This is a genomic window from Jatrophihabitans sp. (assembly GCA_036399055.1).
Taxonomy (GTDB): Bacteria; Actinomycetota; Actinomycetes; order Mycobacteriales; family Jatrophihabitantaceae; genus Jatrophihabitans_A.
In genome coordinates this window covers 322,686-346,861 of record DASWNX010000029.1, presented here as the reverse complement: position 1 = coordinate 346,861, position 24,176 = coordinate 322,686, and the positions used below count along the sequence as shown (strand labels likewise).

Sequence of the window (24,176 nt, the reverse complement as noted above, 5' to 3'; positions counted from 1 at the left end):
GCTCGCTCCGCTTGCAGCGCGCCTCCCATCCGCCGCCACCCGCACACCCGGGCCGACGCCCAGCAGCGCCCCAACGCGGCCGACCAGCACCGGATCAGCCACCTTCACCGGCACACCCTGTGCCAGGCAGGATGCCCGAGTCCATTCCTCCACCTCCTCCGCGGTGAAGGTCTGACCGTCGGGCATGTCAGGCCCACTGCGCCCAGATCGCCGGGCCGCCCTGCCAGTCCGGAACGTCGGCAGATGACCACCGGAGGATCGGATTCGACCCGACGCGCGTGGATGCCTCGTCGATCACCGCGTCCGGGCTGCGGCCGGTGATCCGCTGCACGCGAGGCTGGAAACCCTGCGCCAAGTCATAGCGGTGCAGCCCGTCGATCCGGGTCTCATCGGCGAAGGACTTCGCCACGTACTTGGACAGGTAGGCGGCTGCATTGCGGGCTTCACCCAGTGAGCCGGACCCGACCGGCAGGTCACCGATCACCTTGATATGGACGAAGCCGTGCGGCCACGCGGCTGCGATCAGCGACCGTGGGATGAACCGCCCGACCGCGAAATGCAGATGCAGCCCGTGGTCGGTCTTGTGCCACTCCGGCACCCACGCATACGCGACCGGCTTACTGTCCAGCTCGGCCCGCAACGTCCGGAAGAACGCACCGACATGGGCCCGGACCTCGCGCTGGTCATGACAGCCTGCGCCTCGGTAGGTCAGGGTGCCCAGCCGGTTGAGCCGGTTGGCCGCGCAATACCGTCGCAGCTTCCCCTTCGCGCGACGGGCAGCCTCTATCCGTGCCCGCTCAGGATTCCGCGCCTGCCCCTTGACCCCGCCACCACGCGGATATGGCCGGGACGGGACGAACGCGCCGCCGGCCTCCCGCGCGTCGGGGTAGAAGGACAGTGACCAATGCGCCGGGACTGGACGGTTCAGTAGGTCGGCGACGGGATCGCTGGAGGTGGTAGGTGACGGGGACACATCGGCTCCGGGGACACGCAGGGACAGAAGCTCGATGACTTCTGCCCCACCTCGACGCGGAGCCTTCTAGTTCGTCTGTGTTCAACCCCAGGCAGCTACCCGCTGCCCCGTTGTGGGCCGGGTCCGTCGAGCGACCCGTCATCTATTCGTAGTCACCGCGGCTCATCGAAAACCGGGCTCGCTGGAAAGAATGACACGGCTGTAAGTTCGCGTCAAGAAGCCGGTGTCATAGGCGTACGCAGCGTGGTTAGGAAGGTGGGCGGTGTCCGTGGCAGAGCTGGTCCATCAAGCTGCCCAGCGGCACGCCGAGCCCGTGGGCGACTCGGTGCCAAGTGTCCAGCGAACCTCGCGTCGTGCCGTGCTCCAGGTTGATCAGCACCGTGCGGGACAGCCCGGTCAGCTCCGCGAGCTTGTCGTAGGTGAGCCGCTTCTCAGCCCGCAGCCGGGACAGTTCGTGCCGCAGCGCCTCGTGGTTAGGCTCGGATCGGCGGGGCACTTATCCAGAGTGCAGTCAACGAGCCTTGACCGCAGTACAGGTTCGTTGACTGTTCTGAGGAGGACCGTAACGGCTCACCCGGAAGGCCGAGCGCCATGCCACGTCCCCACGCCACCTTCTGCGACCTACCGCCCGGCCTTGACCACGGACCGTTCTGCGTCTCCCGGCCAGTCGCCCGGAAGCCGTCGCTATCAACGAAGTCGGCAAGTCGATCGACCTCACTGTTGACCTCGCCGTTCGGCGCGCAGGCCGCGACAGCAACCGGCTCGTGCGGGTCATCGGCGAACCACCAACCGTCGCCGCGCGGTTCGTCGCACTCCTACCATCCGGCACCGCTCGCCAACTCGCCGCCGCCCTCATCGTCGCCGCAGACCAAGCCGACGAACTCGACCGGGACGTCTCAGCCCCACCAATGCCCTGACACGCGGGCTGTGAGCCTCAGACCGGTTGGATCACCTGCCCGAGTTATGTTGCTACATCAAGTGAAGTCATGACGCCGGCGTATCGCCGCTTCCGAGGAGTGAAACGTGGCCAACGATCAAAAGCGCTATCAGGTGTTCGTCAGCTCCACATACCTCGATCTCAAGCTTGAACGGAAGGCAGTGATAGCCGCACTTCTCGAATGCGATGCTTTTCCGGCAAGGATGGAACTCTTTCCAGCGGCTGACGACGACGCATGGACCCTCATCAAGCGCGTCATTGATGATTCAGACTATTACTTGCTCGTGATTGGCGGTAAGTATGGATCATTGGACCCAGTGGATGACGTGGGCTACACAGAGAAAGAATATGACTATGCCGTCAAGCAAGGGAAACCCGTTATGGCATTTCTTCATGCCAAGCCTGAGCAGATACCGATGGTGTTATCGGAATCGACTGAAGCTATGCAGGCAAAACTGTCTGCCTTTAGAGAGAAAGTACGTTCGAGTAAGCATGTAAAATTCTGGGACGGACCTGACTCACTCGCTGGCCAAGTTGCTCTTTCATTCAACCGGTTCATACGTTCTTACCCCGCAGTCGGCTGGGTCCGCGCGGATACTCTGACGAATGCGCAGTCCCTGCAGGCCCTTGCGGATGCGCACGCACGCATTGAGGACTTACAGCAGCAACTTGGCGCTGTGAGGACTGGACCCCCTCCAGGAACGGAAGGCTTAGCGCAAGGTAGCGAAGAATTCACACTTCCATTCCTAGTACGTGGTTCATATAAGAACGCAAACGGCGGCCAGACGTCAGCAGCCGAATGGGTTTTTCTCTCAGTCGAATGGAATGAGGTCTTCGCTGCCATCGGTCCCAGCCTCTTGCAGGAGTGCGAGGAATCAGCGTTACGGGACGCCCTTCAATCTCAGGTGGGTCTTTTAAAATACATGGAACTGCGTGACGGTTTTCAGCAATCCATTATGAACAAACACACAGCCGTATCAGCCAATACCATCAGAATTACTAGCCGCGAAGTCGATGATGAAGACTTCGGAACGGTGCTAGTACAGCTGATGGCACTCGGATTAATCGAAAAGAGTTCTCGAAAGCGGAGCGTAAATGATACGCGCTCATACTGGAGTCTGACGCCATTCGGGCAAACCCGAGTGATCCAGCTCCGCGCACTGAAGACATCTCAGACAAATCTTGGATCAGCTGCTGGGCTGGAGGAAGCCTCGGCTGACGTCAATGATCAACCTGTAGATGAGGGCTGAGGATCGCTTAAGGGGTAGCGAGGTTGCCAGATCGGTGACGCCGCCGTGCTGCCAGGCTGTGATGGGGTGTTCTCGGACGCATCAATGAAAGAGAGTCGTGGTCACCGGATCGATGTCCTCGCCAGGCAGCACGGACTCCACGACATCACCGACCCGTATCACACTCTCGTTAGCTGATATTGGCGATCCTTTTTTCGGGTCCATGCGGAACGTTTCGACCTGCATTTCATATTCTGCGGGCCGAGGAGGCTGCAATAGCTGGCGCCATGACATACCTAAGCCAAGGTTCTCATTCCCAGGCTCAGCATCTCGCACTTTTACTCGCTTTGAACGAAAGGTTCGGGCAATGCAGAACCTCTCACTCACTTCTTCCGCGCGCACGACCATTTTGATAGGGAGGACTTTTCCGAGCGGCTCCCCGGTATCCGGGTCCTCTACGGTCAGCGGCTCGCCGCGGATATAGAAGTGCGACCCTCGCTTTACTCCGTCGTTCTCTCCGCGATTGATGATCAGCTCATGGTCACTATTAATTTGTGCGACCTTGCCCCGGATTCGCTCAGCCACTTGACGGTCCTCCATGTCCAGGCAGACGGGAACTGCGGCTCAGATACTTGTTCCACTCCTCGGTTCGCACGTCCGCCGCGAGGTCACTCCAGTTTTCTATTGCGGTCGCCGTTGCTTCAATTTCGGCTCGGAGTTCGTTCCCGACGGAGGTAAACCAATCAGACGCACGATCACGCGAAATTTCTTCCTGCCGACAGGTGGCCCCATACTGCTCAACTCTGATCACCAAGCCCCTCAACCGCTGCACTTGATCGAATAAGTGCCGAGTCGCTGGTCGGGCTTGGACGCGGTAAACACTCTGCGAGAGGTCGAGCCGCACTACATTTCCAAGGAGAGCGCCGGCGACCGCTGAAATAACGGACAGGCCAACCGTCCATGCCGTGTTCGGCTTCTCGACGCCCAGAACAACCGCACACACAACGATGACCCCGACGAGGGCGACCGCTACGAGGTTGTGCGTCTTCGCGCTGTCGCGGAGGCTCCCCTGGCTCACGGGCGGATTCTTCCACAGACTCCTAGGAGGGTGGCGCTGACGTCCCACAGGGCCGGTGCGTGCCCGGCGGTGGCCGCACTAGGAATTTTCCGGCGTTGCTCGCACTGCACGACCTAGTCGGCAAGAGCGAGCAGCAGCAGCTCGGCCAATCGCGGGACTTGCTCAACCTCGACCACCAGGTCGCGATCATCCCGGCCATGCTCGACCACGCTGGAGCCCAGAACTAACCACTTCCCATTAATCAGCTCTCAGAGGTTGTATCAGCGACTTGTGAGGTTGTCGAGGTCGGTCGCGCCGCATAGTGAGTCGACGGCGTTCGAGTCCCCTTCATGGCCGGATGTTGCGCTGCGGTCGTTGCTCCGGGTCGATCCAGGCCGGCGGGGTGAACCAGGGCAAGCCGTCGCGCATGGTGATGCGCCAGCCGCCGGTGTCGATGCGGTCGTGGTGGTGGTCGCACAGCAGACAGAGGTTGTCCAGATCCGTCGCGCCGCCTGCCGCCCATGGCGTGATGTGGTGTTTCTCGGTCCACTCGGGTGGGTCGGCACACCCGGGGAAGGCGCAACCCTTATCCCGGGCGATCAGGGCGAGGGTCTGCTTGTCGGTCGCCACTCGTCGGGTGGTGCCGTAATTGAGAATACCGCCCTTGCTGTTGTGCACGATCCAGGAGATGGCTGCTTCGTCGGCGATCCGGAGCGCCTGATCGACGGTCAGTTTCTGCTGGTAGCTGGTGCTGGCGAGCCCGGTGCCGGTCTGAAACTGCTCAGCCGTCATGGTGATCAGCACAGTCGCCGGAACGCCGCCGGAGGTCGGCAGATCTCCGGCGCGCAGCGCCAGCTTCAGCACGGCACGAAAGGCGTCATGCATCCGCTGGCCCGCGGTTCGTTGGTCGCGCTCGCCTGCCTCGGAGGGCTTCGGCGAGGCCAGCGAGTGCAGCACCGTCATCGCCAGGGCCGCGGTCTCGGTGTCGAGGTCGGCGGTGAGTCGGTGCATTCCGTCGCCGTTGGGATGGCAGCTGAGAAACCGCCGTCGCTGCTGGGTCCGCTCCTCGGCAAGGCTGCCGTCCGGGTCGAGGGTGTCCAGCAACTGCCGGGCGATTCCGGTCAGGGTGCCCGCGTCGAAGCGGTGCGCTTGCTCGACGAGAAATGCTTCGGCATCCGCCTGCTGCTCGACGGGCAAACGTGCGTCGCGCAGCCTGGCCATTGCCGCGATGATCACGTCAACTTGCCGAGCAGTGATCGAGCCGTCGGCGCGGGCGGCGGCGGTGACAGGCAGCAGCGGCGCGAGTCGTTCGCCGGTCAGGCTAGTCCGCGGGCCGAGCTGGTGGGCCTGGCGCACCCGGGTTCCACTTTCGGCGGGCGACAGGTTCAGCAGGCCTGACAGCAGCTGCTTCGACCCGCGCAGCACGTACCGGCCAGGCAGGTTGCGTGCTTCGACCTCGGCGACCAGCAGGTGGTCGAGCGCCTCGAGCTGGCGGCGAGCCCGCTCCGCGAGCCGCAGCACCACAAGTAGGTCATCGTCAGCGAGGCCCGAGAATGAGCACCCGGCAAGCTGAGCTACCGCAGCAGGCAGCGCTGTGGCCAGCGCCGCCGCTTCGCTCGTGCTCACCGCTGCTGTCATACATCAGACACTAGGGTAAGGGTCTGACAATACTGAGCCGCCGAGGGCAGGAACAACCCTATCGGCTAAGGGGATTACTAGTCACACCAACCACTTGCGACCACCGAGCCACAGCGACACCGAGCCACAGCGACACCGAGCCACAGCGACACCGAGCCACAGCGACACCGAGCCACAGCGACACCGAGCCACAGCGACACCGAGCCACAGCGACACCGAGCCACAGCGACACCGAGCCGCAGCGACACCGAGCCACAGCAACACCGAGCCACAGCGACACCGAGCCACAGCGACACCGAGCCACAGCGACACCCGAGCAGCCGCCGGCAGCCGAAAGCCGCCGGCGGCGCCGCCCCGCTAGTCCGCCGGCCGCCAGAGCTCCAACTTGGGGATCCCGGGCGGCTCGAAACCCAGCACCTGTCCGTAGAAGGACAGCTCCGCCTCGTGCGCGTGGATCTGGGTCTCGGCCCGCCGGAAGCCGTGCGACTCACCGGGATAGGCCAGATAGGCGTGCGGGATTCCCTTGGCGACCAGAGCGTCGCGGAACATCTCCGACTGCGCCGGTGGCACCACCGGGTCATCCAGGCCCTGCAACAGCAGCACCGGGCAGGACAGCCCGTCCACGTTGGACAGCGGGGCGCGGGACTCATACAGCGGCAGCGTCTCGGGCAACGGGCCGATCAGCCCGTCGAGATAACGGGATTCGAAGTCATGAGTCGACTCGGCGAACTTCACCAGCTCCGCGACGCCGAAGTAGGACACCCCGCAAGCGAACACCTCGGTGCCGGTCAGCGCGGACAGCACCGTCCAGCCGCCTGCCGAGCCGCCCTCGATCGCCAGCCGATCGCCGTCAGCCATGCCGGCCTCGACCAGCCCGCGCACGGCGGCCACGGTGTCCTCGACGTCGACGATGCCCCACTGGCCGCGCAACCGGTCGCGGTAAGCCCTGCCATAACCGCTCGAGCCGCCGTAGTTGACGTCGACGACGCCCATCCCGCGGCTGGTCAGGTAGCAGATGACCGGGCTCACCGTGGGCGAGACGTGTGAGGTCGGGCCGCCGTGGACGAACGCGACGTAGGGCGGCAGCTCACCCTCGGGTCCGCTGAAATCGGGGTTGGTGGGCGGGTAGACGAAGGCGTGCACGTCGCGCCCGCCCGGCCCGGTGAAGGTCATCGGCATCGCTTGGGGCAGGTAGGCTGCCGGCGGCAGCTCGTCGCTGTTGAGCCGCAGGTCGGTCAGCTCGCCGGTGGCCATATCGAGTGATCGCAGGCCGGCGCCGGTCCGGGCGCCGGCACAGGTCAGCACCACCCGGCCGTCGGAGACGCCGTTGAGGACCAGGGTGCTCAGGTCGCCGAGGTCGAGGTCGGTCAGCTCACCGGTGCCCGGGTCCAGCAGCGCCAGCCGGTCCGTGCCCAGGGTGCGCACGGTCAGCAGCCGGCCGTCGCCCAGCGGTGCGTACCAGCGGCGGCCCAGCTGCCAGAGCGCGCCGCCGAAGTCCTCCGAACGCGGGCAGAGCGGTTGAGCGGAGGCGCCTTCGGCCAGCGAGATCCGATAGAGGTTCCACCAGCCGGATCGGTCGCTGATGACGAACAGGCTGTCATCGTCGGCCCATTCCGGCTGCAGCACCGACTCGGTGGTCGAGCCGGCCAGGGTCCGCCACGGCCCGCACACCCCGTCCGCGGTCAGCTCCGCCACTCGCAGCTCAGTGCCGTCCCAGGGCATCTGCGGATGCTCCCAGGCGATCCAGGCGAGCTTGGCGCCGTCCGGTGACAACCTGGCGTGGGTCAGAAAGTGGGAGCCGGACACCAACGACCGGATGCGTGAGGGGTCCTCGGCGGCGGAGCCGTCCAAGGGCACCGCGCAGATGTCACGGTTGATGGCGCCGTCGGGCTGGTGGCTCTCGCGGACGCACCAGACCTCGGCGCCGTCGGCTGACAGCTGGGGTTCGGCGTAACGCAGCGTGGCCGGCGCCCAGCCGGTCGGCGTCAGCGGCTCCGGCACGCTCGCGCCGGAGGCCAACCGGTACAGGCGCTGGTCGGAGAACTCCGTGAACAGCAGGCTGCCGTCAGGACCGGCCGCCCACGAGGCGCCGCCGTACTCGTGCACCCGGGTGCGGGCGTTCCACGGCGCGGGCAGGATGTCCACGGGCTCGCCCTTGTCATCGAACCTGCGCACGGACTGGCGGCCGGCTTCGGCCGACCGCGATTCGGTCCACCACAGCTCGCCGCCCACGTAACGGCCGCCGGAGGCGGGGTGCTCGGTGCGAACCAGGTCGGCGGCGCTGATCGGTGAGGTCCACGAGCCGTAAGGCGCTGTCTGCATAGCCAGATCATGCCTGGCTCGGGCGTGCTTGCCGAATTCTCCTGGACGAGACTCGGTGGAGCAGGCTCAGGCGCCGGCGAAGTCGTGCTGACGCCAGGCCTCGTACGCCGCGACCGCCGCGGCGTTGGACAGGTTCAGCGAGCGCCGTCCGGCCAGCATCGGAATGCGCACCTCGGCGCTGATCCGCCGGTCGGCCAGCACCGCAGGCGGCAGCCCGGACGGCTCGGTTCCGAACAGCAGGATGTCACCGGGCTGGTAGCTGACATCGGTGAAACGGGTGCCGGCCCGGGTGGTGAAGGCGTAGACCCGGCTGCCGGCGGAGGCGGCTGAGGCGGCTGAGCTGATAGAGCCGGCGGAGGCGGCTGAGGCGGCTGAGCTGATAGAGCCTGCTGAGGCGGCTGAGGCGGCTGAGGCGGTCGAGGCCGTCGGGTCGGCCCAAGCCTCCCAAGCCGCTTGCAGATCGCGGTGCACGATGACCGAGGCGAGGTCGTGGTAGTCCAGTCCGGCCCGGCGCAGCTTGGCGTCGGACAGGTCGAAACCCAGCGGCCCGATCAGGTGCAGCTCGCTGCCGGTCGCGGCCACCAGCCGAATGGCGTTGCCGGTGTTGGGTGGGATCTTCGGTTCCAGAAAGGCGATCCGGAACATCAGGACTCCGGTCCGGCTGCTGCCGCCGAGCCCGCCGAGTCCGCCGGACCCACCGGCGGCGCCCACGACGGTCGCGGAATGAGGCAGAACGGGTGCCCGGCCGGGTCTGCGTACACCCGCCAAGCCGAGTCCGGTGCGCTCAACCGGCGAGCGCCCAGGGCCAGCGTCAGCGGCTCGGCCTCGTCGAGGTCGTCCACCATGACATCGACATGCAGCTGCTGGGGACGCGCCGGATCGGGCCAGTCCGGCGGCCGGTAGTCGGCCACCGCCTGAAAGGCCAGGCCGGACGAGCGATCGCTGGCGGCGACCACCACCCAGTCCGGCTGCTGCCAGCTGATCGGCCAGCCCAGCAGCTCGGCGTAGAACCGCGCCAGGACACCGGGATCGGGACAGTCCAGAACGATGTGGTGCAGCCGTCCGATCATGATGAGCGCCCTCCCTGAGACCCCCGCCGCCGTGCCCGCACCGGCCAGCCAAGGGCATAGGGCAGACTTTGGCACATGCCTGAAACCGTTGAGATCGGACTGGGCCGTGACGCCCGCCGCGGGTACCACCTGGACGAGGTCGCGCTGGTGCCGACCCGGCGGACCCGGGGGTCCTCGGTGGTCTCGACCGCCTGGCAGATCGACGCGCACACCTTCGAGCTGCCGCTGGTGGCCGCGCCCTCGGACGCGGTGGTGTCACCGTCGACGGCGGCCGAGATCGAACGCCTCGGTGGCCTGGCCGTGCTCAACGGCGAGGGTTTGTGGGCGCGCTATGAGGACCCGGCGCAGGCGCTGGCCAGCATCGCCGACTCCTCCGGCTGCAGCACCAGCATGCTGCAGCAGCTCTACGCCCAGCCGGTCTCGCCTGAGTTGCTGGCTCGCCGCACCAGCGACCTGCAGGCCGCCGGCGTCCGGGTGGCGGTCCGGCTGTCGCCGCAGCACACGGTGGCGCTGTCACCGGCGGTGCTCAAGGCCGGGGTCGACCTGCTCGTCATCCAGGGCACCGTGATCTCGGCTGAGCACGTCGCCTCCGACGACGCCGCGGCCGACGCGCTGAACCTCAAGACCTTCATCGCCGACCTCGACATCCCGGTGCTGGTGGGCGGCGTGACGAATTATCAGACCGCGTTGCACCTGATGCGCACCGGCGCGGCCGGGGTGATCGTCGGCTACGGGGCCCACTCGGGCTCGACGACCCACTCCGCGCTGGGCATCGACGTCCCGATGGCCACCGCGATCGCCGACGCGGCCGCGGCTCGCCGGGCCTACCTGGACGAGACCGGCGGCCGCTACGTCCACCTGATCGCCTACGGCGACATCACCACCGGCGGAGACATCGCCAAGGCGCTGGTCTGCGGAGCCGACGCGGTGATGCTCGGCGAGGCGCTGGCAGGCGCGGCTGAAGCTCCGGGCGGCGGGCGCTACTGGGACCCCACCGCCTCCCATCCTCGGGTGCCGCGCTCGACCCTGGTGGATCTCGGCGTCGACCCGCAGGACCGTCCGTCGCTGGCTGAGCTGCTGCTCGGCCCGACCGCGGACCCCAGCGGTGAGCGCAACCTGTTCGGATCGCTGCGCCGGGTGATGGCCAAGTGCGGCTACTCCTCGGTGAAGGAGTTCCAGAAGGCCGAGCTGATCGTCACCGGCCTGCGCTGATCCTCACTGGATAACCTGCGTTGATCCTCAGTCGATAACAGGGCGGACAAGTCCCCGGCGTCTGACTTGATGGCCGCAGAGCGCGCGCGCACACTGGACTCGTGCTCTTGGCTGTGGTGCTGATCGGGTTGCTGGCTCTGCCGTACGTGCTGAGCGCGGTGATCGCTCTGGTGCGTCGGCAGTGCGAGCGGATCGCCGAGCAGCGCCAGCCGGCGGTCCCGCCGACGGCGCCGATCGAGAAGGTCACCGCCGACCTACGCCGGCTGCGCGCCCAGTTGGAGGCGCGGGAGAACGGGCCTGGCCTCACCGGCAAGGGCATGCGGATGGGCGCCGTTCGGACCGCCTACGTCCAGGTGCTCGGCGTGGCCTGCCAGCAGCTGGATGTGCCGCCGCCGCGTTCGGAGCCGCACTGGCACACCCCGCTGGCCGAGATCTACCGCGTCGAGGCGCAGCTGCGCGAGCGTGGCCTCGACGTCCGGCCGGTCAGCATGGCCGGGTCACACGCCGCCTGAGGCAGCCCTCCCTGTCTCGCCGATCGCCGTCCGGCGGTTCGGCGGTCCGGCGGTCCGGCGGTGGGTCGGCCCGGTGGTCTCGGCCTCCAGGCAACGTTTCGGTCCTGCCGCCGCATCTGTCCTTTGTGCCCCTTCGTTACATTCGGTGCCGGAAACCCCTGGCGGCGCCTACGGGTGCGGACCGGTCCAGGGCCGGAGAGGAGCCGTCGTGCGATTGCTTGCCGTGACGATCGCCGCCGCGCTGGCGCTGACCGCCTGCGCGCCCGACCCGTCCGGGGTGGCCCCCGGCGCCGGGTCCCAAGGCGTCATCGACCCGGCGCCGGCCGCGAGCGGCGCGGGCCCGAGCGCGGGCGCGGGCAGCGGCTGGATAAGTTGGGGCCCAGGCCCGGACAGCGGCCGGCCGGGACCGACCTCGGCGCCGTCACCGGTCGATTCACGCTGCCCGGCCGGGCTGAGTGAGAGCGGTCAGCACGACAACAGCCAGGCAAAGCCGGCGCCCAGTGGTATCGAGGTGGACTGGGTGCTGCGGTGCACGGTGGTGGGGATGGGCGGTGACCAGTCGCGGAGCCTGCTGATCGAGCGCTCGGACAGCGACCCGGCCGCGTTGCTGGCCGCGCTGCGGGCGCCGGACGAGCCTCGCAGCAGCGGCCCATGCCCGGCCATCGCGATGGTGGTTCCGTATTTCGCGCTGGTGCAACGCGACGGCAAGCCGCTCGTGGCCCGGATGCCGCTCACCGCGTGCGGACTGCCGCAGACCGCGGCGATGCAGGCGTTGGACAGGATGCGGTTCGAGCTGATCGCCAAGAAGGCGCTGCCGTGACCGGCAGTGCCGTGACCGGTGTCGCGAAGGCGGCGCACCGGATGGGAGCGCCGGGTGAGACCGGGCTCGTCCTGGCCGAGCACGATGGCCGGCTGCCGAGCGTGGTGTGGTGCGGCGTCCTCGGCCCGAGCGGCGCCGGGGACGGCTTCGCAGCCGAGATCGCGACGCTGAACCCGGTCGGGACCTCGCTGCTGCCGGAGAACTCCACCGGCTGGCACGGCCGTCCCGGCCTGTCCGGGCACCGCGGTGGGCGGGAGCCGGGGGCCTGGTCCACCGCCTTCCGGCCGGTGTCGGTCACGGTCGAGGCCGACGGCGCGCGGATCGAGGCGGTCGACGAGCCGGCGGGCCTGACACTGCGCACCGAGGTCGAGGCGGTGGCCGGCGGGCTGATCCGCGCCCGGCACACCGTGACCAACACGGGCCGGTCCGACTACGTCGTGGAGCACCTGGACGTGGTGCTTCCGGTGCCCGACCGCGCCGTCGACTCCCTGGACTTCACCGGACGGTGGGCCCGCGAGCGCACGCCGCAGCGCCGGCCGGTCACCGACGGGCTGTGGCTGCGGGAGAACCGTCGCGGCAAGACCGGTTTCGACGCCGCCACGGTGTCGATCGCCGGCACTCCCGGCTTCGGGTTCGGCCACGGCGAGGTGTGGGGCGTGCACGTGGCGTGGAGCGGCAACCACCTGCACCGGCTCGAGCGGGTGCCGCTGGGCAAGCTGTCGCCCACGGTGACCTCGATCGGCGGCGGCGAGCTGCTGCTGCCGGGAGAGGTGACGCTGGCGCCGGGGGAGAGCTACTCCAGCCCGTGGGTCTACGTCGGCGCGTCCGGACATGGCCTGGACGGGCTCGCGGCGCGCTTTCACGGCTACCTGCGCTCGACGCCGGCTCACCCGGCCACACCGCGGCCGGTGACCTTGAACGTGTGGGAGGCGGTGTACTTCGACCACGATCTGGCCAGGTTGCGGGAACTGGCCGACCGGGCGGCCCGGCTCGGCGTCGAACGCTACGTCCTGGACGACGGTTGGTTCGGCGGCCGCCGGCACGACCGCGCCGGCCTCGGCGACTGGACCGTCTCAGCCGACGTCTGGCCCGACGGCCTCGGCCCGATCGCCGAGCACGTGCACGGCCTGGGGATGCAGTTCGGGCTCTGGTTCGAGCCGGAGATGGTCAACCCGCACTCCGAGCTGTACCGCGAGCACCCGGACTGGATCCTGGCCACCGGCCAGCGCATCCCTCCGGAGGAACGGAGCCAGCAGATCCTCGACCTCACCCAGCCAGGCGCCTACGCGCATGTGCTGGAGCAGATGACGACGGTGCTGTCGGGGTGCGAGGTGGATTACGTCAAGTGGGATCACAACCGCGACGCCGTGGACGCCGGCTCCGCTGCCGTGGCAGGGCGCCCGGCGATCCACGCGCAGACGCTGGCCTTCTACCGGCTGCTCGATGAGCTGCGCGCCCGGTTCCCCCGCCTGGAATGGGAGTCCTGCGCCTCGGGCGGCGGCCGGATCGACCTCGAGGTCCTGCGGCGCGCCGAGCGGGTGTGGACCTCGGACCAGAACGACGCCCTGGCCCGGCAGGCCATCCAACGCTGGACGACGCAGCTGGTCGCGCCGGAGTACCTGGGCGCGCACGTCAGCGCGCCGCAATCGCACCAGACCCGCCGGCTGCTGCCGTTAGACTTTCGGGCCGGCACCGCGCTGTTCGGCCACTTCGGCGTCGAATGGGACATCACATCGGCGAGCGAGGCCGACCTCGCCACCCTCGCGAGGTGGATCGAGCTGTACAAATCCCAGCGCGAGCTGTTGCACGGTGGCCGGATGGTCCGGCTCGACTCGGCGGTGCGCGACGCCTGGGTCCACGGGGTGATCGCACCCGACAGGTCTGCTGCGGTGGTGGCGTACGCGCAGCTGGACGAGTTGACGCACGAGCCGCCGAGGTGGCGGGTGCCGGGACTGGACCCGGCGCGCCGGTACGCGGTGACTCGGATCGACCCGGCCGCCTGGCCGCGCTACGAGGCGCCCGCGACCGGCCCGCTGAGCGGGGCCGTGCTGTCGGAGCTGGGGCTGCCCGGGCCACCGCCGGCGCCGCTGTCGGTGATCGTGCTGCGCCTGCAAGCCGTCGACTGAAGTTCGGCCGTCGACTGAAGTTCGGCCGTCGACTGAAGCCCGGCCCGGCGAAGTGAGCTACAGCCAGCCGGCGCGTCTGAACGTCAGATAGAGCGCGCCGGCCAGCAGCGCGATGACGACCACGCTGGAGACGAAGCCGGAGTGGTCGCCGAAGCCGGGGTAGGGCACGTTCTGGCCGTAGAAGCCGGTGACCGCGGTGGGAATGGCGATCAGCGCGGTGTAGGACGTCAGCTTCTTCATGATCGTGTTGAGCCGGGCGTCCTGCAGGGAGAGGTTGGTCTCGAAGACCGAGCTGACCATGTCTCGCAGCGACTCGGTCCACTCGGCGGCCCGCAGCACGTGGTCGTAGAGGTCCTCCAGGTAGGGCCGCAGCTCCGGCGGGACGTCGGCGTCGCGCCGCGCCAGGGTGTTGACCACCTCGCGCATCGGCAGCACCGCCCGGCGGGTCCGGACGAGTGACTTGCGCAGCGCGAAGGTCCGCCGTTGCAGCTGGTGCTCGCCCTTGGGCTGCTCGAACAGCAGGTCCTCCAGGTCCTCGATCTCGTCGTCGAGGGCCTGCACGACCTCGAATTGGCCGTCCACCAGCACGTCGAGCATTCCCCAGGCCAGCGCCCTGACCCCGTGGCGCATCAGCTCGGCGTTCTCGTCCCAGCGTTGGACGACGGTGTCGACGTCGAACCACTGGCCGGTGTGCACGGTGACGAATGCCTGCTTGAGCACGAAGGCCGACACCGGCAGGTCACTGAGCTCACCGCTGTCGCGGTCGAGCTTGAGCGCGCGGGCGGTGAGAAAGGTGTGCGTGGAGTAGCGCGAGGCCTTCGGGCGCTCGTGGTGGGCCACCGCGTCCTCAATCGCCAGCTTGTCCAGCGACAGCTCCTCGCCGAGTTCGGCGAGCAGGGCCGCGTCCGGGGACTGCAGGTCGGCCCAGACCATGCAGTCGGGCTGGTCGAGGTAGTCGGAGAGCTCGGAGAAGGGAAAGTCCTCCTTCTCCAGGACTCCGTCGCGCCAGAGTCGGGTGCGGATGGCAGCTTCGGTCATGCCCTACACCTCCTGCGCCCGGGTCCTGGCCGTCCGGGCGACCGTATCGTTGCGAAGCATGTCATGGAATGCGTCGCAGCTGCCCTCGTTCGCCGGCCGGACGGCGCTGGTCACCGGCGCCAACTCCGGCATCGGCTGGCAGACCGCGCTGGAGCTGGCCAGGCACGGCGCCCGGGTCCGGTTGGCCAGCCGCGACGCCGGTCGTGGCGAGGCGGCGGCGCGCCGGATCAGGGAGCAGGCGCCGGGCGCCGACATCGAGCCGGTGCGGCTGGACCTGGCCTCACTCGCCTCGATCAAGGACGTGGCCGAGGGCTGGGAGGGTCCGTTGCACCTGCTGGTCAACAACGCCGGGGTGATGGCGCCGCCGAGCCTGCGGCAGACCTCCGACGGCTTCGAGCTGCAGTTTGGCACCAACCACCTGGGCCACTTCGCGCTGACCGGCCGGCTGCTGCCGGCGCTGCTGTCGGCCGGCGGTTCCGGCGGCGTCGCCCGGGTGGTGACGGTGTCCTCGCTGCTGCACCGGGGCGGCCAGCCCGGCCGGTTGCGCGGTGAGCCCGAGCCGGGCTACTCGCCGCAGCGGGCCTACGCCGACTCCAAGCTGGCCAACGTGCTGTTCGCGCTGGAACTGCAGCGCCGCGCCGAGGCGCACGCGGCCCCGCTGACTTCGACGGCTGCCCATCCCGGCGTGTCGAGGACCAATCTGATGCTCAATCCGGACGGGATGGGCGCCAAGCCGCTGGCGCGCGTGGTGCGCAACACCGTGGGCCAGCTGATGTTCCAGTCTGCGGCGGCCGGCGCCCAGCCGACGCTGTACGCCGCCAGCGTCGCCGCGCCCGGCTCCTACAGCGGCCCGCAGTGGCCCGGCGGCATGCGCGGACCGGCCGGGCCGGCGCAGCCGAGCAGGACGGCACAGGACCCTCAGCTGGCCGCTCAGCTGTGGGATCTGAGCGAGGAGCTGACTGGAGTCCGCTACCAGTGGGCGGCGAGTCGGCCCTGACCGTTCGCTGCGCTGCCCGGCCCTGACCCCGCTTAGCAGCCAGGTTGTCATCACCATGAGAACGAGCGCTGGCAGCAACCGGCGGGAGCGGCGCGCCCAGGAAGGCGGCCGAGTTGGGCTGGCCCTGGACCCTCTCGTCGCTGAGAGCGTGGCCTGACCCGGTGCATTCTTGTAAGCCGAGTATTTCGCAACCTTAACAAATAAGACGAAATGCCTATTCGCCCAAGATCATTTGGCACCATACTTAACCCCACATCGCGGCACCGCCGCCAGAACCCAGGGGAACACCATGCGTATGCCCAAGACCGCAGCCAGGCTCGCGCTAGTAGGGGTGGCCGTCACAGTCAGCGCCATGCTGTCACCGGCCACGGCCACGGCCGCAGCGATGCCTGCCGGTGACGGCTCGCTCGTCCTTGTTTACCGTTACTTCTCGGGCGGAGAGCTCGTCGGCCAACGGGGCTGCGACGACTGGGGAATTGTCACTTCGAGCCGCAGCAGCATGTACCTGAACTGCGACGGCACTGGCGGCTAGACCTGGCCGCCCAACCCAGGGTCCGCGTCCGCAACCGAGGAGATGGTGAAGCCGACCCCGCGTCCCCCGCCTGAGTCGGCCCTGACCGCCCGGCTGCGCCGCTCGGGGTTGGCGGGCCGCTCTGCGAGAATGACCGGGTGCAGACCGACACCGTGCTCGTCGTTGACTATGGCGCGCAGTACGCGCAGCTGATCGCTCGCCGGGTGCGTGAGGCGAACGTCTACTCCGAGATCGTCCCCTCCTCGATGCCGGTGGCCGACATGCTCGCCCGCGAGCCCAAGGCGATCATCCTCTCCGGCGGGCCGGCCTCGGTGTACGCGCCGAACGCGCCCGTCGTAGACCCCGGGTTGTTCGAGGGCGGCGTCCCGGTGTTCGGCATCTGCTACGGCTTTCAGGCGATGACCCAGGCGCTCGGCGGCGAGGTGGCCAACACCGGCGGCTCGGAGTTCGGCCGGACGCTGCTGTCGATCTCCGCGCCCGGGACGCTGTTCGGCAACGTCGATAGCGCGCGCGGCGATCTGCGGCAGGTCTGGATGTCGCACGGGGACGAGGTGACCCGGGCGCCTGAGGGGTTCACAGTGACCGCCTCGTCGGCGGGCGCTCCGGTGGCGGCCTTCGAGGACACCGGCCGCGGCCTGGCCGGCGTGCAGTTCCATCCTGAGGTGCTGCACACCGAGCACGGCCAGCAGCTGCTGAAGAACTTCCTCTACGACATCGCCGGGTTGAAGCCCACCTGGACCGACGCCAACATCATCGATGAGCAGGTCGAGCTGATCCGCAGGCAGGTCGGGGACTCCCGGGTGATCTGCGGGCTGTCCGGCGGGGTGGACTCGGCGGTGGCCGCGGCGCTGGTGCAGCGCGCGGTCGGCGACCAGCTGACCTGCGTGTTCGTCGACCACGGGCTGCTGCGGGCCGGCGAGGCCGAGCAGGTCGAGACCGATTTCGTCGCCGCCACCGGGGTGTCGCTGAAGATCGTCGACGCGCGCCAGCAGTTTCTGGACGCCCTCGCCGGGGTGGTCGACCCGGAAGCCAAGCGCAAGATCATCGGACGGGAGTTCATCCGGTCCTTCGAGCAGGCCGAGCGCGAGCTGATCGCTTCTACCGTTTCCGGCCCGCCGTTCGAGTTTCTGGTGCAGGGCACGTTGTATCCGGACGTGGTGGAGTCCGGCGGCGGCGCCGGGACCGCCAACATCAAGAGCCATCACAACGTCGGCGGCCTGCCCGATGACCTGCAGTTCTCCCTGGTGGAGCCGCTGCGGGCGCTGTTCAAGGACGAGGTGCGCCGGGTCGGCCTGGAGCTCGGGCTGCCCGAGGAGATCGTCTGGCGCCAGCCGTTCCCCGGGCCCGGTTTGGCGATCCGGATCGTCGGGGCGGTGGACGCTGAGCGGTTGGAGATCCTGCGCCGGGCGGACTCGATCGCCCGGGCCGAGCTGTCGGCGGCGGGGCTGGACCGTGAGATCTGGCAGTGCCCGGTGGTGCTGCTGGCTGACGTGCGCTCGGTCGGGGTGCAGGGTGACGGGCGTTCCTACGGGCATCCGATCGTGCTGCGGCCGGTGTCGTCGGAGGACGCGATGACCGCCGACTGGACCCGGGTTCCCTATGACGTGCTGGAGAAGATCTCGACCCGCATCACCAACGAGGTGCGCGAGGTGAACCGGGTGGTGCTGGACGTGACCAGCAAGCCGCCGGGCACCATCGAGTGGGAGTAGGGCCCGGTCAGGTCCCGGTGGTGCGAGCTAACATCGTGGTGGGCCTGAGCGGCTCACCACGCTCGCTGACGAACCTCCGAAACAGCCGGAGCATAAGAAGACAGATCTGGCAGGAGAAGTCATGGCACTGGGTGGTATCGGTGGTATCGCGAAGCTGGCGCAGAAGGCGCGTGGCTACGCGCAGGCCAATCCTGACAAGGTGAGGAAGGCCCTCGACCAGGCGGGAAGGCTGGCCAACAAGCGAACCGGCGGACGGCACGGCCGCCAGATCGACTCGATGGGCGACAAGGCGGCGGACTTCCTCGCGCCGGACAAGCGGCAGGACCCGCCGACCACACGGTAAGCAGGCCGACCTGACGGGCCCTTGCGGCTTTCGGTTGGCCAAGAGTCAACCCGTGCGGCGGAAGTCTGTGACGTCGGGGAGCCTCTGGAAGCCTGCTGAGGCGTAGGTCGCCACAGCGCCGGCGTTGGCGCTCGGCGTGCACACCATCGCGCTTGAGGAACCCATCTCCCGCAGTGCGGCTGCCGCCGCGATCGAGATGGCGGTTCCGTAGCCGTGCCCCCGGTGATCTCGGTGGACGCCCATCGGCTCCAGCAAGCCGGGCCGTCCCTGACCGGCCGACCACACGGTGACAGCGGCGACCGCCTCGTCATGCGCGTCATAGGCGACCAGGCACCGGGCCCGGCGGTAGGGCGGCGCCGAGATCATCGTCAACCAGCGCTCAAGTGTGAACGTCGAGTTGGCAAACGCCGCCCGCTGCACTGCTACTCGATCGCGCGCATCGCGCGGTTTCACGATCGCGACCCGTAATGCGCAGTCCTCCACCTGTCCCGTGAGGTCACGACACAGCGGCGTCCACGGCTCATCGGGAACCCAGCCGCTGTCGTGCAGAAGTTCTCGCAACGCTGTACCGAAGCGGGCCTCGACGAGCGCGGTCCCAGCGGGCAGGACTGCGCCCGCCGGGTCGGAGATATCGGCCATCAGCCGCGCTGCGAGCAGGTCGTCCTTCTCAGCACTCGGTGCGATGGCCATGCGGATCAGCCGGGAATCATCTACGACGCCGACAGCCGCAATCCGTCCGTCACGGCGCCACACCCTGACGTTCTGGGCAAGTTCCTCGGCGCCAAGGCGCCAGTGCCAGCCAAGGTCACCAGGGTGAAGCTGTACCGGCACGCCGTCCTGCTGCCAGAGGGCCACCGCGTCGACGACCTCGTCCAGGAAGGCCTGCGTCGCCGTCTGCACCGTGATCGACATGAGCCGATCAAACTCCGCAACCGTCGCAGCGGCAACACCGTTCCGCACGCCCCATCAAGCGCACAGCGGTCGCACAAGCTCCGCACACCCTTTTCCAGGGTGACCCGGGCAACGTGGTTGTCACCGACGACCACGCGCCTAGACCGGAGCCTTTCATGCCGCCCCAGCACGCAGCTGACCCCCATCACGAGATCGACGACCACGACCGCGGGTTGGAGTTCGACCTGCAGACCCTGAGCCGGCGCGGCGCGCTGACGATGATGGGAGCTGGCCTGCTGGCACTCGCCGGGTGCTCAACAGCCGCCAAGGTGACCTCGGCCGGGTCATCGACAGCATCGACGGCGACCTCGGCTGGGTCTTCTCCGACAACGGCTTCGACTGCGGCATCCTCTGCGGCCGGCGGCAGGTCGGCCGCCCCCCAGTCCTACAGCGAGATCCCTGACGAGACAGCCGGACCGTTTCCCGGAGACGGCTCCAACGGCCCGAACGCGCTGGCCATGAGCGGGATCGTGCGCAGTGACATCCGGTCGAGCTTCGGCAGCTCCACGACCACCGCCAAGGGCGTCCCCCTGACGGTCAAGCTGACGCTGCGTGATTCGGCCAACGGATACAAAGTTCTCAAGGGCGCCGCGGTGTACCTGTGGCACTGCGACATCGACGGTCAGTACTCGATGTACTCCCAGAACATCAGCGGTGAGAACTACCTGCGCGGCGTGCAGGCATCTGACGCTGACGGCCAGGTCACGTTCACAACGATTTTTCCGGGCGCCTATGACGGCAGGTGGCCGCACATGCACTTCGAGGTGTACTCCAGCCTGGCCAACGCCACCGCGGCCGGAAAGATCGTCGCGACCTCCCAGCTCGCCCTGCCCGAGGAGGCGTGCGCGAAGGTGTACGCGACCTCGGGCTACGAGCAGAGCGTGGCAAACCTGACGCGGACCTCGTTGACCTCGGACAACGTGTTCGGTGAGGACGGCGGCATCCACCAACTGGCGACGATGAGCGGTTCAGTGTCGAGTGGGTACACCGCCTCGTTGACGATCGGCGTCTGACCAGGCCGCGGGTTCGGCACGAGGCGCGCGCGCCGTGCCGGTGGGCGGCCTCTGCGATGATCGAGGACATGACGACGAGCTGGACCGAGAGCTTGTGGTCCGACATCGAACCGACGTACACCGCCATCCTTGAGCACCCGTTCCTGCAAGGCCTCACCGCTGCGACGCTGCCGCCGGACCGGTTCGCCTACTACGTGGCCCAGGACGCGCACTACCTGCGCGACTACGCCCGCGCGCTCGCGGTGGTGGCGGCGAAGGCGCCGGATCACACGACGGCGGGCATGTTCGCCCGACATGCGGCGGGCGCCGTCGACGTCGAGCTGGCGCTGCACGCCACGTTGCTGCCGCAGCTGGGACTGGACCCCGCCGAGCTGGACCAGGTACCGGTGTCGCCGACGACGCTGAGCTACACCAGCTACCTGCTGGCGACGGTGTACGGCGGCAGCTTCGCCGAGGGAGTGGCCGCGGTGCTGCCGTGTTACTGGATCTATGCCCGGGTCGGCGCCGCGCTGCTGGAACAGGGTTCTCCGGATGCCCGGTATCAGCGCTGGATCGACACCTACGCCGGCGCGGACTTCGAGGCGACGGTGGCCGAGGTCCTGGCGCTGGCGGAGAAGATCGGCCCGGATCTCAACCCTGTCGAGGACAGCCGCGCCCGTAAGCATTTCGCTGTCACGGCTCGCTATGAGTGGATGTTCTGGGACGCGGCCTGGCGCGCCGAGCAGTGGCCGGTCATGACGCCGCCGCATTCTGGGCCGGCTGGCTGAGTTGGATCTTGGAGCTGGGCTGAGCCATCCCGAACCGTCTGCGGCAATGCCGCGTAGCTGGCGCTGATGTCCTCGTTTGGCCCGATTCGGCATGTGAACCTTGAAGATTCGGCAAAGCCAGGTGCTATGAAACCGCCGGATTTCGGCGATGATTTGATGATGAGCGCCTTCGGTAGCACTGACGGCCCTGCCCAGGGCGAGCTGTCGCGGCTGGCTGCCCTGCACGCTCTTGACGTGCTGGACCAGCCCCGCACTCCTCAGCTGGACGGCCTGGCCCGGCTGGCCGCGTTCGTGTGCGGAACGCCGACCGCGGTGGTGAACCTGATCGATGCGACCAGGCAATTCTCCGCCGCCGCCTACGGCTGCGAGCCGGCTGACGTGCCTCGGGCCGACGCCATGTGCAGCACGAGCATCCAGTCCCTGGATGTCAGTTACACCCCGGACGCTCCCGCCGACCCCCGGTGGGCTGACAACCCGTACGTGAACTGCGCGATCGACCCGATCCGCCTCTACGCTTCAGCCCCGCTGATCCTGCCTGGCGGTGAGGTCATCGGCTCGGTCTGCGCGTTCAGCGGGCGGCGCCAGGAGCTGAGCCGCGTGCAACTGGAGCGGCTGCGCGACATCGCCGAGCAGGTGGTGCTGGTGCTTCAGCTCGGTCAGGACGCCGACCGGCTAGGACATGCCGCGACCCGGGACTACCTCACCGGCCTGCCCAATCGCGCCCTGTTCTCCCAGGCGCTGGCCCTGGCGATGGCCAGACACCAGCGCGGCGCCACGACCCCCACAGTGACCTTTCTCGATCTCGACCGGTTCAAGGCGGTGAACGACACCTACGGCCACGCTGTAGGTGACGAGTTGCTCCGAGCCGTGGCCCAGCGGTTGCTGGAGACCGTTCGAGCCACCGACCTGCTGGCTCGGCTCTCCGGCGACGAGCTGGTCGTCCTGTCCGAGGTGGCCGGCGGTGAGGCCGATGGGACCCCGGTGCTGCAATGGCGGCTGCGTGACGCCTTCGCCGAGCCCTTTCAGCTGTCCTGCGGTGAGCTGCGCATCGGCGCGTCCATAGGCTCGGCGACGGCCGCTGACGGTGACACCCCCGCCAGCCTGTTGGCTCGCGCCGACGCGGCGATGTATGAGCTCAAGCACCGGCGGCCCGCGCGGCTGCGCTGAGAAGTCTTCAGCGGCGACACAACCGCTGGTCGCGGCCGTCTGCCGGTGCAACCATTGCCCCGACCAGACGTCTCTGCAGGTAGCACCACGAATGGGTGGTGCGCCGAGCCGGGGGCGGTGGCCATGAGGACGACGATGGTGCGGAACAAGGATGTGCCGGTGCAGCTCTCACCGGTGGAGGACGCCGACTCCGCGGTGGCCGCGCTCTTTGAGTCCCATCGGCTGGCGATGGTGCGGTTGGCGCTGCTGCTTGTCGATGACCGCGAGACCAGCGAGGACGTGGTGCAGGACGCCTTCGCGTCCCTGCACCGGCGCTGGCCGGCGCTGGCTGACCGCGAGGCGGCGGTCAGCTACCTGCGTAGCTGCGTGCTCAACGGCTCCCGCTCGGTGCTGCGCCGACGCCGCACGGTCCGCCGTAACCCCCAGCCGTCAGCCGGTGACTTGACGGCCGAGGCCGCCGACGGCCGCCTGCTGCTGGCCGAAGAGCATCGCCAGGTGATGGCCGCCATGCGGAGGCTGCCACGCCGGCAACGGGAGGTGATCGTGCTGCGCTACTGGTCAGAACTCACCGAAGCGCAAGTCGCGGCCACGCTCGGCATCTCGCTGGGCGCGGTCAAATCCAACGCATTCCACGGTCGCCAAGCCATCGCGGCAGCACTCGGAGGTGCCGAATGAACACCATCGACGACCGGATCGCGGCTGCCCTGAACGCTCAGGCGCACTCGCTGACCGAAGACGACCTGTCACCGGCCTCGCCCCCGGTCAGCCGCTGGAGGCAACCTGAGCGGTCTCGCTGGGCGGCTCCGTTGCTGGCGGCGGCAGTCGTGGGCATTGTGGCGGCGGGCACCGTCACGGCGGTGCAGATGAGCCGTTCTGACTCCGCCGGCCCGGTGACCCCGCCGGCTGTCTCCGTTCAGCCCCTGCCCAGCGAGGCCCCGTCGGAGTCGGCGAGCCAACCTGCCCCCTCGCAGTCGGCCAGCCAGGCCGCGCCTTCGCAGTCGGCGAGCCAGCCCGCCCCCTCGCAGTCGGCCAGCCAGCCCGCCCCCTCGCAGTCGGCCAGCCAACCCGCCCCCTCGCAGTCGGCCAGCCAACCCGCGCCGTCGGCGACTGCCACTGCGTCAGGACCAGCGACGGGCGCGCAGCCCCCGCCAGGGGTGTATGAGCGCTACCAGCCGTTGTGGCCGTTCGGCAGCTACGAGGCGGCCGAGGAATGGCGGACGAAGGGCGGTGGATCTCAGCCATGGCACCTCGACCCCGAGGAGACCGCGCTGAACTTCACCCGCTCCTACCTGGGGTTCACCGAGCTCGACCAAGTGACCGGGACGTTCCTCGACGACTTGGGCGCCCACGTGGGGATCGGCTACCGCGACCCCAACGGCACGCTGCGCACCGCGGCCACGCTGCACCTGGTCCAGTACGGCACAGCCGATGACTCACCGTGGGAGGTGGTCGGCAGCGACGACACGACGCTGTCGCTGGAGAAGCCGGCCTACGGATCGCACGTGAGCTCGCCGATGACCATCGGCGGCCACATCAGCGGAGTCGATGAGAACATCGAGGTGGCAGTGCTGCGGCTGACCGCCGACGGGGCCGACCGGGCCACGCTGGCGCAGGTGCCGGCCGGTGGCGAGCACGCTCCGTGGACGACCGGGCCGGTCTCGTTCGCACAGCGTGGGGTGTTGACCATCGTGGCGAGCACCGGTGGGCACCTGCAGAAGGTAGAGCGGTTCGCCATCCACGGTGTGCACACCTGATAGCGAGCC

24 protein-coding genes are annotated in these 24,176 nt (G+C 68.4%); 15 read left to right on the top strand and 9 right to left on the bottom strand.

What is annotated here, in order from left to right:
- Positions 1–187 precede the first annotated feature (187 nt).
- Together VGB75_12725 and VGB75_12720 are read right to left on the bottom strand one after the other, a co-directional pair.
- Positions 188–973 (bottom strand): hypothetical protein, encoded by a 786-nt coding sequence (locus tag VGB75_12725; GenBank protein HEY0167897.1) that lies wholly within the window; start codon positions 971–973, stop codon positions 188–190.
- 247 nt (positions 974–1,220) lie between these two features.
- Positions 1,221–1,469: a helix-turn-helix transcriptional regulator gene (locus tag VGB75_12720; protein HEY0167896.1), complete on the bottom strand. Its 249-nt coding sequence runs from the start codon at positions 1,467–1,469 to the stop codon at positions 1,221–1,223.
- A gap of 527 nt (positions 1,470–1,996) precedes the next feature.
- Between VGB75_12720 and VGB75_12715 the strand changes: the two genes are divergently transcribed.
- Positions 1,997–3,160: a DUF4062 domain-containing protein gene (locus tag VGB75_12715; GenBank protein ID HEY0167895.1), complete on the top strand. Its 1,164-nt coding sequence runs from the start codon at positions 1,997–1,999 to the stop codon at positions 3,158–3,160.
- A gap of 81 nt (positions 3,161–3,241) precedes the next feature.
- On the opposite strand, the gene VGB75_12710 is transcribed toward VGB75_12715, so the two are convergent.
- Positions 3,242–3,724, bottom strand: coding sequence for a hypothetical protein (locus VGB75_12710; GenBank protein HEY0167894.1), 483 nt, complete (start codon positions 3,722–3,724; stop codon positions 3,242–3,244).
- Positions 3,725–4,312: 588 nt separating this feature from the next.
- On the opposite strand from VGB75_12710, the gene VGB75_12705 reads away from it, so the two are divergent.
- Positions 4,313–4,444, top strand: coding sequence for a hypothetical protein (locus VGB75_12705; GenBank protein HEY0167893.1), 132 nt, complete (start codon positions 4,313–4,315; stop codon positions 4,442–4,444).
- Between the two features lie 100 nt (positions 4,445–4,544).
- On the opposite strand, the gene VGB75_12700 is transcribed toward VGB75_12705, so the two are convergent.
- From VGB75_12700 to VGB75_12685, 4 genes are all read right to left on the bottom strand, one after another.
- The gene (locus VGB75_12700) at positions 4,545–5,822 is read right to left on the bottom strand and encodes a DUF222 domain-containing protein (GenBank protein HEY0167892.1); all 1,278 of its coding nucleotides are present in this window, start codon (positions 5,820–5,822) and stop codon (positions 4,545–4,547) included.
- A gap of 369 nt (positions 5,823–6,191) precedes the next feature.
- Positions 6,192–8,156 carry a prolyl oligopeptidase family serine peptidase gene (locus VGB75_12695; protein ID HEY0167891.1) on the bottom strand — a complete coding sequence of 655 codons (1,965 nt, stop codon included), beginning with the start codon at positions 8,154–8,156 and terminating at the stop codon, positions 6,192–6,194.
- Between the two features lie 66 nt (positions 8,157–8,222).
- Positions 8,223–8,801, bottom strand: coding sequence for a tRNA (cytidine(34)-2'-O)-methyltransferase (locus VGB75_12690; GenBank protein ID HEY0167890.1), 579 nt, complete (start codon positions 8,799–8,801; stop codon positions 8,223–8,225).
- Positions 8,801–9,226, bottom strand: coding sequence for a VOC family protein (locus VGB75_12685; protein HEY0167889.1), 426 nt, complete (start codon positions 9,224–9,226; stop codon positions 8,801–8,803). The genes VGB75_12690 and VGB75_12685 overlap by 1 nt, the downstream gene beginning before the upstream one ends.
- A gap of 75 nt (positions 9,227–9,301) precedes the next feature.
- On the opposite strand from VGB75_12685, the gene VGB75_12680 reads away from it, so the two are divergent.
- The 4 genes from VGB75_12680 to VGB75_12665 all read left to right on the top strand — a co-directional run bounded on the left by VGB75_12680 (position 9,302) and on the right by VGB75_12665 (position 13,896).
- The gene (locus VGB75_12680; GenBank protein HEY0167888.1) at positions 9,302–10,438 is read left to right on the top strand and encodes a GuaB3 family IMP dehydrogenase-related protein; all 1,137 of its coding nucleotides are present in this window, start codon (positions 9,302–9,304) and stop codon (positions 10,436–10,438) included.
- Between the two features lie 101 nt (positions 10,439–10,539).
- Positions 10,540–10,950 (top strand): hypothetical protein, encoded by a 411-nt coding sequence (locus VGB75_12675; GenBank protein ID HEY0167887.1) that lies wholly within the window; start codon positions 10,540–10,542, stop codon positions 10,948–10,950.
- 208 nt (positions 10,951–11,158) lie between these two features.
- Positions 11,159–11,770 (top strand): hypothetical protein, encoded by a 612-nt coding sequence (locus VGB75_12670; GenBank protein HEY0167886.1) that lies wholly within the window; start codon positions 11,159–11,161, stop codon positions 11,768–11,770.
- The gene (locus VGB75_12665) at positions 11,767–13,896 is read left to right on the top strand and encodes an alpha-galactosidase (protein ID HEY0167885.1); all 2,130 of its coding nucleotides are present in this window, start codon (positions 11,767–11,769) and stop codon (positions 13,894–13,896) included. The genes VGB75_12670 and VGB75_12665 overlap by 4 nt, the downstream gene beginning before the upstream one ends.
- A 57-nt stretch (positions 13,897–13,953) precedes the next feature.
- Here the strand turns inward: VGB75_12665 and VGB75_12660 are convergent, their stop codons facing one another.
- A complete protein-coding gene (locus VGB75_12660; protein ID HEY0167884.1) occupies positions 13,954–14,934 on the bottom strand; it encodes a magnesium transporter CorA family protein in 981 nt (326 codons plus the stop codon).
- Here VGB75_12660 and VGB75_12655 point away from each other — a divergent pair.
- From VGB75_12655 to VGB75_12640, 4 genes are all read left to right on the top strand, one after another.
- Positions 14,918–15,931 carry an oxidoreductase gene (locus VGB75_12655; GenBank protein HEY0167883.1) on the top strand — a complete coding sequence of 338 codons (1,014 nt, stop codon included), beginning with the start codon at positions 14,918–14,920 and terminating at the stop codon, positions 15,929–15,931. The two genes, VGB75_12660 and VGB75_12655, sit on opposite strands and share 17 nt — an antisense overlap.
- A 289-nt stretch (positions 15,932–16,220) precedes the next feature.
- Entirely contained in the window at positions 16,221–16,463 is a 243-nt protein-coding gene (locus tag VGB75_12650; protein HEY0167882.1) for a hypothetical protein, read from the top strand.
- Positions 16,464–16,600: 137 nt separating this feature from the next.
- Positions 16,601–18,172, top strand: a complete 1,572-nt coding sequence (gene guaA, locus VGB75_12645) for a glutamine-hydrolyzing GMP synthase (protein ID HEY0167881.1) — start codon at positions 16,601–16,603, stop codon at positions 18,170–18,172.
- 121 nt (positions 18,173–18,293) lie between these two features.
- Positions 18,294–18,515: an antitoxin gene (locus tag VGB75_12640; protein HEY0167880.1), complete on the top strand. Its 222-nt coding sequence runs from the start codon at positions 18,294–18,296 to the stop codon at positions 18,513–18,515.
- 45 nt (positions 18,516–18,560) lie between these two features.
- Here the strand turns inward: VGB75_12640 and VGB75_12635 are convergent, their stop codons facing one another.
- Entirely contained in the window at positions 18,561–19,427 is an 867-nt protein-coding gene (locus tag VGB75_12635; protein HEY0167879.1) for a GNAT family N-acetyltransferase, read from the bottom strand.
- 155 nt (positions 19,428–19,582) lie between these two features.
- Between VGB75_12635 and VGB75_12630 the strand changes: the two genes are divergently transcribed.
- The 5 genes from VGB75_12630 to VGB75_12610 all read left to right on the top strand — a co-directional run bounded on the left by VGB75_12630 (position 19,583) and on the right by VGB75_12610 (position 24,167).
- The gene (locus VGB75_12630; GenBank protein HEY0167878.1) at positions 19,583–20,479 is read left to right on the top strand and encodes an intradiol ring-cleavage dioxygenase; all 897 of its coding nucleotides are present in this window, start codon (positions 19,583–19,585) and stop codon (positions 20,477–20,479) included.
- 68 nt (positions 20,480–20,547) lie between these two features.
- Complete coding sequence (gene tenA / locus VGB75_12625) at positions 20,548–21,246, top strand: thiaminase II (protein ID HEY0167877.1); 699 nt, start codon at positions 20,548–20,550, stop codon at positions 21,244–21,246.
- Positions 21,247–21,405: 159 nt separating this feature from the next.
- Positions 21,406–22,413 carry a sensor domain-containing diguanylate cyclase gene (locus VGB75_12620; protein ID HEY0167876.1) on the top strand — a complete coding sequence of 336 codons (1,008 nt, stop codon included), beginning with the start codon at positions 21,406–21,408 and terminating at the stop codon, positions 22,411–22,413.
- 159 nt (positions 22,414–22,572) lie between these two features.
- Positions 22,573–23,088, top strand: coding sequence for a sigma-70 family RNA polymerase sigma factor (locus VGB75_12615; protein ID HEY0167875.1), 516 nt, complete (start codon positions 22,573–22,575; stop codon positions 23,086–23,088).
- The gene (locus VGB75_12610) at positions 23,085–24,167 is read left to right on the top strand and encodes a hypothetical protein (GenBank protein ID HEY0167874.1); all 1,083 of its coding nucleotides are present in this window, start codon (positions 23,085–23,087) and stop codon (positions 24,165–24,167) included. The genes VGB75_12615 and VGB75_12610 overlap by 4 nt, the downstream gene beginning before the upstream one ends.
- The last annotated feature ends 9 nt before the right edge of the window (positions 24,168–24,176 follow it).